This is a genomic window from Lacisediminihabitans changchengi (assembly GCF_016634425.1).
Taxonomy (GTDB): domain Bacteria; phylum Actinomycetota; class Actinomycetes; order Actinomycetales; family Microbacteriaceae; genus Lacisediminihabitans; species Lacisediminihabitans changchengi.
On record NZ_JAEPES010000002.1, the window covers coordinates 134,085 to 147,667 of the forward strand.

At 68.1% G+C, this 13,583-nt stretch carries 10 protein-coding genes; 6 read left to right on the forward strand and 4 right to left on the reverse strand.

Features of this window, described 5'->3' with window-relative positions; translation table 11 throughout:
- Positions 1-99 precede the first annotated feature (99 nt).
- The gene (locus IV501_RS06165; protein ID WP_200555578.1) at positions 100-1,821 is read left to right on the forward strand and encodes a long-chain-fatty-acid--CoA ligase; all 1,722 of its coding nucleotides are present in this window, start codon (positions 100-102) and stop codon (positions 1,819-1,821) included.
- A gap of 44 nt (positions 1,822-1,865) precedes the next feature.
- Here the strand turns inward: IV501_RS06165 and IV501_RS06170 are convergent, their stop codons facing one another.
- Positions 1,866-2,231 carry a hypothetical protein gene (locus IV501_RS06170; protein ID WP_200555579.1) on the reverse strand — a complete coding sequence of 122 codons (366 nt, stop codon included), beginning with the start codon at positions 2,229-2,231 and terminating at the stop codon, positions 1,866-1,868.
- A gap of 178 nt (positions 2,232-2,409) precedes the next feature.
- Positions 2,410-3,816, reverse strand: a complete 1,407-nt coding sequence (gene gnd, locus IV501_RS06175) for an NADP-dependent phosphogluconate dehydrogenase (protein WP_234698388.1) — start codon at positions 3,814-3,816, stop codon at positions 2,410-2,412.
- Positions 3,817-3,998: 182 nt separating this feature from the next.
- Between gnd and IV501_RS06180 the strand changes: the two genes are divergently transcribed.
- The 4 genes from IV501_RS06180 to mfd all read left to right on the forward strand — a co-directional run bounded on the left by IV501_RS06180 (position 3,999) and on the right by mfd (position 9,713).
- Entirely contained in the window at positions 3,999-4,544 is a 546-nt protein-coding gene (locus tag IV501_RS06180) for a gluconokinase (RefSeq protein ID WP_307812211.1), read from the forward strand.
- A 193-nt stretch (positions 4,545-4,737) separates the two neighbouring features.
- Positions 4,738-5,376 (forward strand): 50S ribosomal protein L25/general stress protein Ctc, encoded by a 639-nt coding sequence (locus IV501_RS06185; RefSeq protein WP_200555582.1) that lies wholly within the window; start codon positions 4,738-4,740, stop codon positions 5,374-5,376.
- Positions 5,377-5,424: 48 nt separating this feature from the next.
- Entirely contained in the window at positions 5,425-6,012 is a 588-nt protein-coding gene (pth, locus tag IV501_RS06190) for an aminoacyl-tRNA hydrolase (protein WP_200555583.1), read from the forward strand.
- 77 nt (positions 6,013-6,089) lie between these two features.
- Positions 6,090-9,713: a transcription-repair coupling factor gene (gene mfd, locus IV501_RS06195; protein ID WP_200555584.1), complete on the forward strand. Its 3,624-nt coding sequence runs from the start codon at positions 6,090-6,092 to the stop codon at positions 9,711-9,713.
- On the opposite strand, the gene IV501_RS06200 is transcribed toward mfd, so the two are convergent.
- Both IV501_RS06200 and IV501_RS06205 read right to left on the reverse strand, forming a co-directional pair.
- Positions 9,703-10,317, reverse strand: a complete 615-nt coding sequence (locus tag IV501_RS06200; RefSeq protein ID WP_200555585.1) for a J domain-containing protein — start codon at positions 10,315-10,317, stop codon at positions 9,703-9,705. The genes mfd and IV501_RS06200 overlap by 11 nt on opposite strands.
- Before the next feature lie 43 nt (positions 10,318-10,360).
- Positions 10,361-12,586 (reverse strand): RecQ family ATP-dependent DNA helicase, encoded by a 2,226-nt coding sequence (locus IV501_RS06205; RefSeq protein WP_200555586.1) that lies wholly within the window; start codon positions 12,584-12,586, stop codon positions 10,361-10,363.
- Between the two features lie 85 nt (positions 12,587-12,671).
- Between IV501_RS06205 and IV501_RS06210 the strand changes: the two genes are divergently transcribed.
- Positions 12,672-13,436, forward strand: a complete 765-nt coding sequence (locus IV501_RS06210) for an EI24 domain-containing protein (RefSeq protein ID WP_200555587.1) — start codon at positions 12,672-12,674, stop codon at positions 13,434-13,436.
- The last annotated feature ends 147 nt before the right edge of the window (positions 13,437-13,583 follow it).

The following is a 13,583-nucleotide window of genomic DNA, read 5'->3' on the forward strand; positions in this document are numbered from 1 at the left end:
CCGATCTCATCCTGTTGACTGCCGGATTGCCGATCTCATCCTGCGGGCGGACGCGTGGTCAGACCTGAGCGCGTCGCACCGGTGCGTAGAGTTACCAGCATGACGACAACGCCGCCGCGCCCCTGGTTGACCAGTTACGCGGAGGGAGTTCCGCACGAGATTGAGCTGCCGACCGGATCGCTGTTCGACCTGGTCGAGGAGTCGGTGAAGACCTACCCAGACAACGTGGCGCTCGAGTTCTTCGGCGCGACCACCAGCTACGGCGAGCTCGGCGAGCAGATCGTGCGGGCGGCCGAAGGCCTGCGCCTGCTGGGCGTGCAGAAGGGCGATACCGTCGCGCTGGTGCTGCCGAACTGCCCGCAGCACATCGTCGCGTTCTACGCGGTGTTGCGCCTGGGCGGCATCGTCGTCGAGCACAACCCGCTGTACACACCGCGCGAACTCCGCCACCAGTTCGAAGACCACGGCGCCAAGTTCGCCATCGTCTGGAACAACGTCGTCGCCACGGTGCAGGCCTTCCCGGCGGATGTCGCGGTCGAGACGATCGTCTCGGTGGACGTCACGCGCGCCATGCCGTTCGCCACGCGCGCGCTGCTGCGCCTTCCGGTCGCTAAGGCCCGCGAGTCGCGCGCCGCCCTCACCACGGCCGTGCGCGGTACCGTGCCGTGGGAGAAGCTGGTCGACGCCGACCGCATCGACGATCACATCTTCCGACCGAGCATGGATGACGTCGCGCTCATCCAGTACACCAGTGGCACGACCGGCGTGCCGAAGGGCGCGACTCTCACGCACCTGAACCTCACCACCAATGCCGCGCAGTCGCGGGCCTGGGTACCCACGGTCAAGCGCGGGACATCCGTCGTCTATGCGGTGCTGCCGATGTTCCACGCCTACGGACTGACCCTCTGCCTCACGTTCGCGATGAGCATGGGGGCGCGCCTGGTGCTGTTCCCGAAGTTCGACCCCGATCTGGTGCTGCCGGTGATCAAGAGGCACCCCGCCACCTTCCTGCCCGCGGTTCCGCCGATCTACGAGCGCCTCACGGCGGCGGCGAAGGAGAAGGGCGTCTCACTGAAGGGCATCGAGATCGCGATCTCCGGCGCCATGCCGCTGTCGCCGTCGGTGGTCGAGCCATGGGAGGCGCAGACCGGCGGCTACCTGGTTGAGGGCTACGGCCTGTCGGAGACCAGCCCCGTGCTGATGGCGAACCCGGTCGGGCCGACCCGTCGCGCCGGCACCGTCGGCCTGCCGCTGCCCAACACCGAGGTGCGCGTCGTCGACCCCGACAACCCCACCGTCGACCGCCCGAGCGGGGAGGAGGGCGAGCTGCTCGTCCGCGGCCCGCAGGTCTTCTCCGGCTATTGGAAGAAGCCCGAGGAGACGGCCACGGTCTTCGTGGAGGCGGCGGAGGGCGACGACGCTGGCCCATGGTTCCGCACCGGCGACATCGTGACGCTCGACGCCGATGGCTTCGTTTCCATCGTGGATCGCATCAAGGAACTCATCATCACCGGCGGTTTCAACGTCGCCCCGAGCGAGGTCGAGGATGCCCTGCGGGGGCACCCGGACATCCAGGATGTCGCGGTCGTCGGTCTGCCGAGCGAGCACAGCGGTGAGGATGTGGTTGCCGCCGTCGTTCTCAAGCCAGGTCGCAGCCTGGACGAGACCGGCATTCGTGATTTCGCCCGCGATGGGCTCACCGCCTACAAGGTGCCGCGCCGCGTGATCGCCGTAGACGAGCTGCCGAAGTCACTCATCGGCAAGGTGCTCCGCAAGCAGGTCAGGGACGAGTTGGTCGCCGCCGAGGCACAGAAGGTCTAGCTGCGCAGAAGGTCTAGCCGCGCAGAAGGCGTAGCTGCGAAGGCCTAGCTGTTCGAGACGGGAACGGGCGACAGGCGCGGCGACACCGGGATGAGCCCGAGCGAGGCGACGTGCCGATCGCCGCCGAAGCCGCCGGTGGCGTAGCACTCCCACCCCATTCCGCCGGGGCCGAAGACCTCGAATCGGGCCGAGACGCCTGTGGCATCGGATGCTTCGTACCGCACCCAGGCGCGACAGGCCGAGTCCGCGGTTTCGCTCGCAACCGACACGGAGGTGAGCACTCCGGGGAGTATCAGGCAGGCGATGCCGACGAGCACGACGACGCGCATGATCATCAGCGTGCGGCGTCGCCGAGGGTGTCCCTCGGTGGGGACATAGCCGGTCAGCTCGGGTTCGTCGTCGTAGTCCATGACCACCCAATCCTGACACCAGCGGCTGACGTTTCGGCCCGCGCACCATAACGATCGCAAAAGGAATGCGCCCTCGCGTAACGAAAGGTCGGCGGAGGGCGGACACAGACGCTACGCGAGGGCGCTGAGGTTCGGTGCGGTTAGTGCGAGCTGCCCTCGGTTTCGCCCTTCGACAGGCTCAGGATGAAATCTCCGTGCGGTCGCCGCTCCACAGCGTGTGGAACGTGCCCTCCTTGTCGATGCGCTTGTAGGTGTGCGCACCGAAGAAGTCGCGCTGGCCCTGAATGAGCGAGGCCGGCAGCCGATCCGCGCGCAGCCCGTCGTAGTACGACAGTGACGAGGAGAACGCGGGGGACGGGATGCCGGCGGTCGCGGCGGTCGAGACCACGCGCCGCCACGACGGCTCCGCGCCGGTGATCGCGTCGCGGAAGTATGGCGCCACGAGCAGGGTCGGCAGGTCGGAGTTCTCGGCGTAGGCCTCGGTGATCCGGTTGAGGAACTGTGCGCGGATGATGCAGCCGCCACGCCAGATCTTCGCGATGTCACCCTTGTGGATGTCCCAGCCGTACTCCTCCGCGCCGGCCACGATCTCGTCGAACCCCTGCGCGTAAGCGATCATCTTGGAGGCGTACAGCGCGAGCCGTACGTCTTCGATGAACGTATCCGTGCTGGTTCCGTCCGAGTCATCCACCGTCCAGGCCTCGGTCGGACCGGGGAGATCGGATGCCGCGGCCCGCTGAGCGGGCTTCGACGACAGCGAGCGGGCGAAGACCGCTTCGGCGATGCCGGAGACCGGGATGCCGAGGTCGAGCGCGGTCTGCACGGTCCAGGCGCCGGTGCCCTTGGCTCCGGCCTGGTCGAGAATCACGTCGACCAGTGGTGTGCCGGTCTCGGCATCGACCTGGCGCAGCACCTCCGCGGTGATCTCGATGAGGTAGCTCTCGAGCTCGCCCTTGTTCCACTCGGCGAAGATGTCGGCGATCTCGGCAGGGGACTTGCCGGTGCCGCGACGGATGAGGTCGTAGGCCTCGGCGATGAGCTGCATGTCGGCGTACTCGATGCCGTTGTGGATCATCTTGACGAAGTGGCCTGCACCGTCGGTGCCGACGTGGGTGACGCAGGGCTCGCCCTCGGCGATGGCGGCGATCGACGCCAGAATCGGCCCGAGCGTCTCATAAGCCTCGGCGGATCCGCCGGGCATGATCGACGGACCCTTCAGCGCACCCTCCTCGCCACCGGAGATGCCGGCGCCGACGAAGTTGATGCCGGTCTCGCGTACCGCCTTCTCGCGACGGATGGTGTCTTTGAAGAAGGCGTTGCCGCCGTCGACGATGATGTCGCCGGGCTCGAAGACCTTCACCAGCTCGTCGATCACCGCATCCGTTCCCTTGCCGGCCTGCACCATGATGATCGCGGTGCGCGGCGTGGAGAGGGATGCGGCGAACTCCTCATACGTGGTGGCGGCGACGAATTCGGCCTCGGGGTGCTCCTCGACCAGTTCATCGGTGCGGCCGGGGGAGCGGTTGAACACGGCGACCGTGTTGCCCTCGCGGCTGGCCAGGTTACGGGCGAGATTGCTGCCCATCACAGCCAGTCCCACGACACCGATATTCGCTTTTCTGTCGACCACGTCGTCTCCTTGATCAGGGCCGCGTTGGTTCGGCGGCGGACTTCCAGGCTAGCCGCCCAGTCACCTGTATGGCCCGGGCTGTATTGCCGTTGCCTGTATTGCCGTGGCCTGTATTACCGAGCGCGTACGGTGGAGTCGTGAGCTCAACTTCGCCCCAGCCGCTCCTCGTCGTGATGGGGGTCTCCGGCTCCGGCAAGTCCACCGTGGGTGCCGCGCTCGCGGCCGCGCTCGACGTTCCGTTCCAGGATGCCGACCCGCTGCATCCCGCCTCCAACGTCGCGAAGATGGCGGCGGGCATCGCTCTCACCGACGACGACCGGATGCCGTGGCTGGCCCTGGTGGGCGCCGAGCTGTCGGCTGCAGCCGCGTCTCCCGGCGGCTCCGGGACCGGGCTGGTCATGGCCTGCTCTGCCCTGAAGCGCGCCTACCGCGAGGCAATCCTCGCCGCGGCCCCCACCGCACGGTTCATCTACCTCGAGGGGTCGCGCGAACTGATCGAATCGCGGCTCGAGAATCGGCACGGACACTTCATGCCGAGCTCCCTCCTCGGGTCGCAGCTGGCAACGCTCGAACCGCTCGAATCCGACGAGCCGGGAATCACCGTGGAACTCCGAGCGGGGGAGCCGCCCGTCGAGCTGGTGGCCAGAATAGTCAGCGGCATCACTGCGGGCGATGCCGTGTAAACTCTTGCACTGTACTTCGGCGAGGGATCGTCGGCCGGCCCGATACTCGGGCGGGCGGCATCCGTTATCGACGCGGTGGAGTTGGGCTGTGACTGCATGCCGTTTATAACGGTCGCAGAGTCTTTTTCCTCACGCTTGATGCGTTCGAGTTGAAACCTAAGAGACGCGAGCCCCGCTCGCAGATGGAGAAACCATGTCTGAGAAGAAGGCTCGTCCCGAGCTGACCAACAAGGTCGTCGCCGAGGCGCGCACCACCTTCGGTAAGGGCGTCGCTCGCAAGCTGCGCGTGCTGGGCAAGATCCCGGTCGTGCTCTACGGCCACGGCTCCGACCCGCAGCACTTCGCGCTGCCGGCTCACGACGTGACGCTGCTTCTGCGCAAGTCGAACGCCATCCTCGACCTGCAGATCGACGGCAAGAGCCAGCTCGCGCTGGTCAAGGACGTGCAGAAGGACCCGGTGCGCCAGATTATCGAGCACATCGACCTCGTCATCATCCGTACCGGTGAGCGCGTGACCGTCGACATCCCCGTGCACCTCGAGGGTGAGGCCATGGCCGGCACCACCGTCAACCAGGACGCGAACACCCTCTCGATCGAGGCCGACGCCATCCACATCCCGGAGCGCATCGTCATCGACATCGAGGGCAGGGAAGAGGGCTTCCAGCTTCTCGCCAAGGACGTCGAGCTGCCCACCGGCTCGGTGCTCATCTCCGACCCCGAGGCACTCGTCGTCGGCATCACCTCCGCCACCGAGGCCGACCTGGGCTCGAGCGAGGGCGACGAGGGTGCTGTCGCCGGCGAGGCCGAGGTCGCTGCCGCCGAGTCCGAGTAATCGGCTCACATCTAGACAATCACTGACGTCCATGTACAACCTCTAACGGTGGACGACGCTCAGTGGCTCGTAGTCGGGCTCGGTAACCCCGGGCCCGACTACGCGAGCAATCGACACAACGTCGGTCAGATGGTTCTCGCGGAACTCGCTCACCGCATCGGTGCGACGTTCCGCTCGCAGAAGACCAACGCGATGGTCGCCGAGGGGCGCACAGCTCCCGGCGGCCCTCGACTCATCCTGGCCAAGCCCAACAGCTACATGAACCTGTCTGGCGGCCCGGTTGCGGCGCTGCTGAAGTTCTACTCTCTCGACCCGTCGCGGCTCATCGTGGTGCACGACGAACTCGACATCCCGTTCGACCGACTTCGTCTCAAGCAGGGCGGCGGTCACGGCGGGCACAACGGTCTGCGTGACATCATCGCCGCGACCGGGAGTGCCGACTTCATCCGGGTGCGCGTCGGCGTCGGCCGCCCACCGGGTCGCCAGCCTGCGGCCGACTTCGTTCTGCGCGACTTCTCGTCAGAGGAGCGCAAGGTGCTTCCCAACCTGCTGGCGGATGCCGCCGACGCGGTCGAGCAGATCGCCGTCGACGGTCTTACCGCGGCCCAGCTGCGCTTTCACACCGAGCCCGTATAGCCGTAGCACCGCCGCGGTGTGGCAGCCGACAGCGAACGCCGACCGACGGTGTCGGGGGCGGCGACTAAACTCGTCGGGTGATACTCGAGGGCATAATCCCGGCGCTTTCGCGCGCCCACACGTTCGACAACGCCCTCGCCTGGGCCAACCGCAGCGCCGATTTCTCGCTGGTCGAAGGCCTTCGTGCGCCCCTCCTGGCCGGGCTGCTAGCGAAGCGCGAGGGGCCGCAGGCTCTGCTCGCCGTGGTGGCCACCGGCCGGGATTCCGAGTCGTTGCGCGGTGCCCTCGCCAGCGTCGCGCCCACCGCGCAGGTTATCGAGTTCCCGGCCTGGGAGACGCTCCCGCACGAGCGGCTGAGCCCCTCCGCCGAGACCGTCGGCAAGCGCATCCGTGCCCTGCGTGAACTGCAGAAGTGGTCTGCCGATACAGATTCGGCCAAGCCCGACATCATCATCGTCGCCAGCGTGCGCGCCGCCCTGCAACCCCTCGCCGCCGATCTGACCACCTACGAGCCGATCGTGCTGACGGCCGCTGGCCGCGGGTACAACCTGTCTGACATCTCCACGCACCTGGTGGACCGCGCGTACTCGCGCGTCGACATGGTCACCCGCCGCGGCGAGTTCGCGGTGCGCGGTGGCATCCTCGACGTGTTCTCGCCCACGGGGGAGCACCCGTGGCGCATCGAGTTCTTCGGCGACGAGGTGGAGCAGATCCGCCAGTTCTCGGTCGCCGACCAGCGGTCGCTGCCCGAGCCGGTGGAGAGTGTCGAGCTGCTCGCCAGCCGCGAGATGCTGCTCACTCCGGCCGTGCGGCAGCGCGCCAAGGAGATGCAGCACGAGTTCCCGTCGCTCGCGCAGATGCTGGCGAAGATCGCTGAGGGAATCCCGGTGGACGGCATGGAGTCGCTCGCGCCCGCGCTGGTCGACAGTCTCGTTCCACTCACCCACTACCTGCCGGAATCCGCCGCCATCGCGGTGCTCGCGCCCGAACGCGTCGCCAGTCGAGCGGTCAGCCTGGTGGAGACCAACAGCGAATTCCTCGGAGCGGCCTGGAACGCGGCCACCGCCGGGGCAGAGGCGCCGATCGACCTCGACGCTGGCGACTTCCTCAGCGTCACCGAGCTGCGCGAATCGGCGGGCGCGCGCTCGTGGTGGACGCTGTCGAGCTTCGACACCGGCGCTGCCGAGCCGACCGATGTGAGCGGCGGGTCCGTCGAGTCGAGCGCGACCAGCGAGCTGCGCGACGGCGACCACTACATCCGCATCGAGTCATCCACTGTTCCGTCGTTCCAGGGCAAGGCCGAGGGCGGTCTCGATTATCTCGGCGAGCGGCTCGGTGACGGCTGGGCGATCGGCGTGGTGGCCCAGGGTGCCGGATTGGTCGAGCGGGCGGCCGAGGCGATCTCCGATCGCGGCTACGCCGCGCGGGTGGTGGATGCCTTTCCGGCAGAGACCGAGACCGGCGTCGTGTACCTGCTCAAGGCATCCGTCGAGCAGGGTTTCGAGCTGCCCGAGGTGAAGATCGGCGTCGTCAGCGAGAGCGAGTTCTACGGCCGCGCGGCCGGCTATGACGCTCGCCAGGTGAAGAAGCTGGCCAGCCGCCGCAAGAACGTGGTCGACCCGCTGCAGCTGAAGCCCGGCGACTTCGTCGTGCACGAGACTCACGGCATCGGCAAGTTCGTCGAGCTGGTGCAGCGCATGGTCTCGAGCGGCGGCCGCAACGCGGTGAAGAACTCCCGCGAGTATCTGCTGATCGAGTACGCCCCCTCGAAGCGCGGCTACCCGGGCGACAAGCTCTACGTTCCCACCGATCAGCTCGACCTGCTCACCCGCTATGTCGGGGGCGAGGCGCCGGCGCTCAGCAAGATGGGCGGATCCGACTGGTCGGCCGCGAAGGGACGCGCCCGCAAGGCGGTGCGCGACATCGCCGTCGAACTGGTGAAGCTCTACTCGGCGCGCATGGCGTCGAAGGGGCACGCGTTCCCGCCCGACACCCCGTGGCAGCAGGAACTCGAAGACGCCTTCCCCTTCGCCGAGACCATCGACCAGCTCACCACCATCGACGAGGTGAAGGCCGACATGGAGCGGCCCATCCCGATGGACCGGCTTATCGCCGGCGACGTGGGCTACGGCAAGACCGAGGTCGCCGTGCGCGCAGCGTTCAAGGCGGTGCAGGACGGCAAGCAGGTCGTCATGCTCGTGCCGACCACGCTGCTGGTGCGTCAGCACATGGAGACCTTCGCCGAGCGCTTCGCCGGATTCCCGGTGCACCTGCGCGCGCTCAGCCGGTTCCAGACCGAGAAGGAATCCAAGGAGACCATCGAGGGCATGGCAGACGGCACGGTGGATGTCGTGATCGGCACCCATCGCCTGCTCAGCTCGAGCGTGAAGTTCAAAGACCTCGGCCTCGTGATCATCGACGAGGAGCAGCGCTTCGGTGTTGAGCACAAGGATCAGCTGAAGAAGCTGAAAACCAACGTGGACATCCTGGCGATGAGTGCGACCCCGATCCCGCGCACGCTCGAGATGGCCGTTACCGGAATCCGCGAGATGTCGACGCTGGCCACCCCGCCCGAGGATCGGCACCCCATCCTCACCTTCGTCGGGCCGCACAACGAGAAGCAGGTCTCCGCCGCGATCCGCCGCGAACTGCTGCGCGAGGGCCAGGTGTTCTACGTGCACAACCGGGTCTCCTCGATCAACCGGGTCGCGGCGCAGATCGCGGAGCTCGTGCCGGAAGCCCGGGTGGCGGTCGCCCACGGTCAATTGCCCGAGCACGTGCTCGAGCAGGTCATGGTCGACTTCTGGGAGCGCAAGTTCGACGTGCTGGTGTCGACCACCATCATCGAGACCGGGCTCGACATCGCCAACGCCAACACGCTGATCATCGACCGGGCCGACAAGTACGGCCTGTCGCAGTTGCATCAGCTGCGCGGGCGCGTCGGTCGTGGCCGTGAGCGCGCCTACGCGTACTTCCTCTATGACGCCGACAAGCCGCTCGGCGAGGTCGCCCATGACCGCCTGGCCACCATCGCGGCGAACAACGAGCTGGGCGCGGGAATGCAGGTGGCGCTCAAAGACCTCGAGATCCGCGGGGCCGGAAACCTGCTCGGTGGCGAGCAGTCCGGCCACATCGCCGGCGTCGGTTTCGACCTGTACCTGCGCATGATCGGCGAGGCCGTGTCGACCTTCCGCGGCGATGCCGCGGAGGGGCAGACCGAGTTGCGCCTGGAGCTGCCGGTCAATGCCCACATCCCCGAGGAGTATGTCGAGAGCGAGCGGCTGAGGCTGGAGGCATACCAGAAGCTCTCCACCGCTTCCTCGCCCGCGGCATCCGCCGACTCGATCGACCGCGTGCTCGAAGAGCTCACTGACCGCTACGGCGAACCGCCGGCCGAGGTGCTCAACCTCATCGCCGTCTCGCGGCTGCGACGGATGGCGCAAAAGGCCGGTCTGTCGGAGGTCGTCACTGCGGGCGGCAATCTCCGGGTCGCGTCGATGGAACTGGCGGACTCGATCCAGATCCGACTGCAACGGATGTTCCCGGGCGCTCGGTACTTCCCCCAGACCCACTCGGTCTCCGTGCCGATGCCGGTTCGCCAGGGGGTTCCGCTCGCCGACGGGGACCTGATCGAGTGGACCGGCCAGCTGTTGGTGGCGATCTTCGGGGCCGAGCTGAAGGTCGACGAGGTCAGCGCCTGACGCGTAACCGTCTGCGGGCGGTGCGCTGGCCGAGTACGAACAGCGCGATACCGGGAGCGAGCAGCACCTCGAAGGCCAGAAGGGCGCCGAACGAGGCGAAAGCGATCGTGACGGCGGCGTTCGCCGCGCCGAGCAGCAGGGTGGCGATCATCAGCGGCCGGCTGCCGGTGCGGGCGTAGGCGATCGCGGCGACATCCGTCGGGATCAGCACCAGCAGCATCCACGGCGAGAACGGCAGCGCGCCGCCGACGAAGGCGAACACGCTGGCGAATACCAGCAGGTAACCCCAGACGATCGTCGAAACCGGTGCGGCAGCGCGTCGGAGAATCTGCTCGCCAGAGACCGGCGTGGTGATGATCACAGTGGGCGGCCGTCGCGGGCGGTCCTGCTGCGTGGCGTGCTCGGCGGCGTACCGCGACAACAGTGACCGAGCATCGGTCACGCGGATGAACTCGTCCGCCGCCTTCCGCGTCTGTTCGGGGCCGGCCCCGGCGAACTGGTCGGGATGTGATGCCCGCGCCCGCCGCTTGTAGGCCGCGTCGATCTCGGCGGGAGACGCCTCGAGCGTCACCCCGAGAATCGCTGCGGCATCGGCGGGGGTCACATCGCGACTGTACGTCCGATCGTGCCGCGGGCGGTAGCTCTGGTTACGACCGCAGCGCGAGCACGAACGGCAAGACGCTCGGCGCCCCCGCACGCAGCAGCAACCGAGACGCCACGGTGAGCGTCCACCGACTGTCGGCCAGGTCGTCGACGAGCAGTACCGGGCCGTCGATCGAGGAGAGAGCCGCAGCGAGATCTGGGCCGACGGCGAACCGGTTCCACACCGACCCCAACCGGTAGACGCTGTTGCCGCCCGATTCGCTCGGCGCGTCGTCGATGAGATCGAGTGACCCGAGCAACGGCAGGCGTCCGACCGTCGATAGTTCGTCTGCGACCGAGGACACGAGCAGCGGATGCTTCGCCGAGGGCATCGAGACCACCCCGACCGGGCGCGTGTCCCAGCCCCATTCCGCCAGCACCCGCACGCAGGCGGCGAGCATCGCGGCGCTTGCTGGCGCGTCGGGAGTGTTCGGCGCGAAGGTCGCCCGCAGGGTGTTTCCCCAGCCGAGGTCGGTGAGTCTGGCGAGCGCACGGCCCTCGAGCATCCGCTCGGGGGGTTTGATATTGCCCTTAACCGTGATTCCCGAATCTGAGACGCCGCGCCTGTCGGCGCCGGACGGCCACTGGGCGCGGGGTTCGAGGGCGACCCCGACGCGGTCGAGTGATTGCGCGGCGGTCTCCGCGGCATCGCTCGCCACATCGGTCGGGTACCAGACACCCGCACAGTTGTCGCACCGGCCGCAGGGCACCGCGGTGTCGTCGTCGAGCGAGCGTTGGAGAAACTCCATGCGGCACCCGGTGGTGGTCTCGTAGTCGAGCATGTGCTGCTGCTCGGCCACGCGTTCGGCGGCGATGCGCTCGTAGCGATCGCGGTCGTAGGTCCACGGTCGCCCGGTGGCGACCCAGCCGCCCTGCACCCGCTGCACCGCTCCGTCGACATCGAGCACCTTGAGCAGCAGTTCGAGCGGCGTGCGCCGGATGTCCACTCGCGATTCGAGAGCCGGCGTCGACAGCGGGGCCCCGCCGTTCGCCTGCAGCGCCTCCAGCACCGCAGACGCCCGGGCTTCACTCGGCATCGAGGCGGTGGCGAAGTACTGCCAGATGGCCTCGTCTTCGATGCCGGGCATGAGCAGCACGTCGGCGTTCGCGGTCGCTCGCCCCGCACGGCCGACCTGCTGGTAGTAGGCGACGGGGGAGGACGGCGCACCGAGGTGCAGCACGAAACCCAGATCGGGCTTGTCGAAGCCCATGCCGAGAGCGCTGGTGGCCACGAGCGCCTTGACCTGGTTGTTTTTGAGCGCCGCCTCGAGCTGTTCGCGTTCGGCGGTGTCGGTCTGGCCCGTGTAGGCGTGCACCGTGTGTCCCGCCTTGCGGAGAAGGCGGGCGGTGTCTTCCGCCGCGGACACGGTGAGGGCATAGATGATGCCGCTGCCGGGAAGGTCATCGAGGTGGCTGAGCAGCCAGCCGAGGCGACCGCGCGCGTCGGGCAGGCGCAGCACGCCGAGGCGCAGGGAGGCCCGAGCGAGCGGGCCGCGAATGGTGACGACTCCAGGGGCATCGCCGGATCCCTCGAGCTGCACTGCGTCGTTCAACTGCACTGCGTCGTTCAACTGCACTGCGCCGTTCAACTGTTCCGCGACATCCGTCACGACGCGCTCGTTGGCGGTCGCCGTTGTGGCGAGCACCGGCACTCCGGTCGGCATCTGGGCGATCAGGTCGCGCAGGCGCCGGTAGTCGGGCCGGAAGTCGTGCCCCCAATCGGAGATGCAGTGCGCCTCGTCCACGACGAGCATGCCGATGCGATCGATCAGCGCGGGCAGCTGGTTCTCGCGGAAACCCGGGTTGTTGAGGCGTTCGGGGGAGACCAGCAGCACGTCCACTTCGTCGGCCGCGAGCATCCGTTGCACCTCGCCCCACTCGTGAGCGTTGGTGGAGTTGATGGCGACGGCGCGCACACCGGCGCGGGCCGCTGCGGCGATCTGGTCGCGCATCAGGGCGAGGAGCGGCGACACCAGGATCGTCGGCCCGGCGCCACGGCGTCGCAGCAGCAGCGTGGCAACGAAGTACACCGCGGACTTGCCCCACCCGGTGCGCTGCACGACAAGTGCGCGGCTGTGCCGATCGACGAGGGTCTCGATCGCCTCGAACTGCCCCTCGTGGAAGTCGGCGTCGTCGCGCCCGACGAGCGTGCGCAGCACCTCGACGGCGGCGTCACGGGTGCTGGTGTTGGTGCCGGTGAGGGAGGTAGCGGTGGTCACGCGCTCAAGCATCGCAGCCGCGGCTGACAGTGCCGCTCGGTTCGGGAACGATGTGCGGGCGAACGACCGGTGAGGGAGCGGAGGCTTACCCTGGACCATGCCCTCTCCCGTCCGCGACTTCGTCGGCGGAATGGCCTATCTCGGTCGTGGGCTACGGGTCTGGGCCACCTCGCCAAGGCTGATGCTGCTCGGCGTGATCCCGGCGTTCATCGTCGGAGTGGTCTACGTCGCCGCGATCGTGGTCCTGGCCGTGAATCTCGACACGGTGGTCGCCTGGCTCACCCCCTTTGCCGCCGGCTGGGTCGAACCGTGGCGGGCCGGCATCCATCTCGCCGTCGGCGTGGCACTCATCGCCGCGGTCGTACTCCTCGCCGTCTCGACCTACGCCGCGGTCACCCTCGCGGTCGGCGACCCCTTCTTCGAGCGCATCTGGCATGGGGTGGAGGTCCGCGCGGGCGGGGCGCCGGCAGAACTCGACGAGTCGGTCTGGCGTTCGCTGCGTCGCGGACTCGGCAACGGCATCCGTCTGCTCGTCGTCGCGGTGCTGGTCGCGGTGTTCGTCTTCGTGGTCGGTCTTGTGCCCGTCGTCGGCCCGGTCGCGGGGCCGGTGATCGGCGCCATCACCGGCGGCTGGGTGCTCGCCATCGAACTCAGCGGCTACGCCTTCGACGCGCGCGGACTCAGCCTGAAAGAGCGACGACGGATGCTCGGCGCTCGCCGAGCCCGCACCCTCGGCTTCGGCGTGCTCACCTACGTTCTGTTCCTGGTGCCCCTCGCGGGTCTGGCTCTCATGCCCGCGGCGGTCGCGGGCGCCACACTGCTGGCGAGAGATGCCGTCGCTGGACCGGGTCGAAGCGGCTGACGCGCACCCCGGACTACTCTGCACACCCCGGACTACTCTGCTCGGCATGACCCCTGCCCCGCCCTGCTCGATCTCGGGTCGCAGGACTTCGTGTCTCTGACTACCTTTCGCAAGTCTGGCGAGTCTCGACCCCGGTCTGGATCGCCC

Coding starts and splice junctions, on each gene's coding strand:
- IV501_RS06165 (WP_200555578.1), top strand. CDS start 100: ATGACGACAACGCCGCCGCGCCCCTGGTTGACCAGTTACGCGGAGGGA.
- IV501_RS06170 (WP_200555579.1), bottom strand. CDS start 2,231: ATGGACTACGACGACGAACCCGAGCTGACCGGCTATGTCCCCACCGAG.
- gnd (WP_234698388.1), bottom strand. CDS start 3,816: ATGGGCAGCAATCTCGCCCGTAACCTGGCCAGCCGCGAGGGCAACACG.
- IV501_RS06185 (WP_200555582.1), top strand. CDS start 4,738: ATGTCTGAGAAGAAGGCTCGTCCCGAGCTGACCAACAAGGTCGTCGCC.
- IV501_RS06205 (WP_200555586.1), bottom strand. CDS start 12,586: ATGCTTGAGCGCGTGACCACCGCTACCTCCCTCACCGGCACCAACACC.
- IV501_RS06210 (WP_200555587.1), top strand. CDS start 12,672: ATGCCCTCTCCCGTCCGCGACTTCGTCGGCGGAATGGCCTATCTCGGT.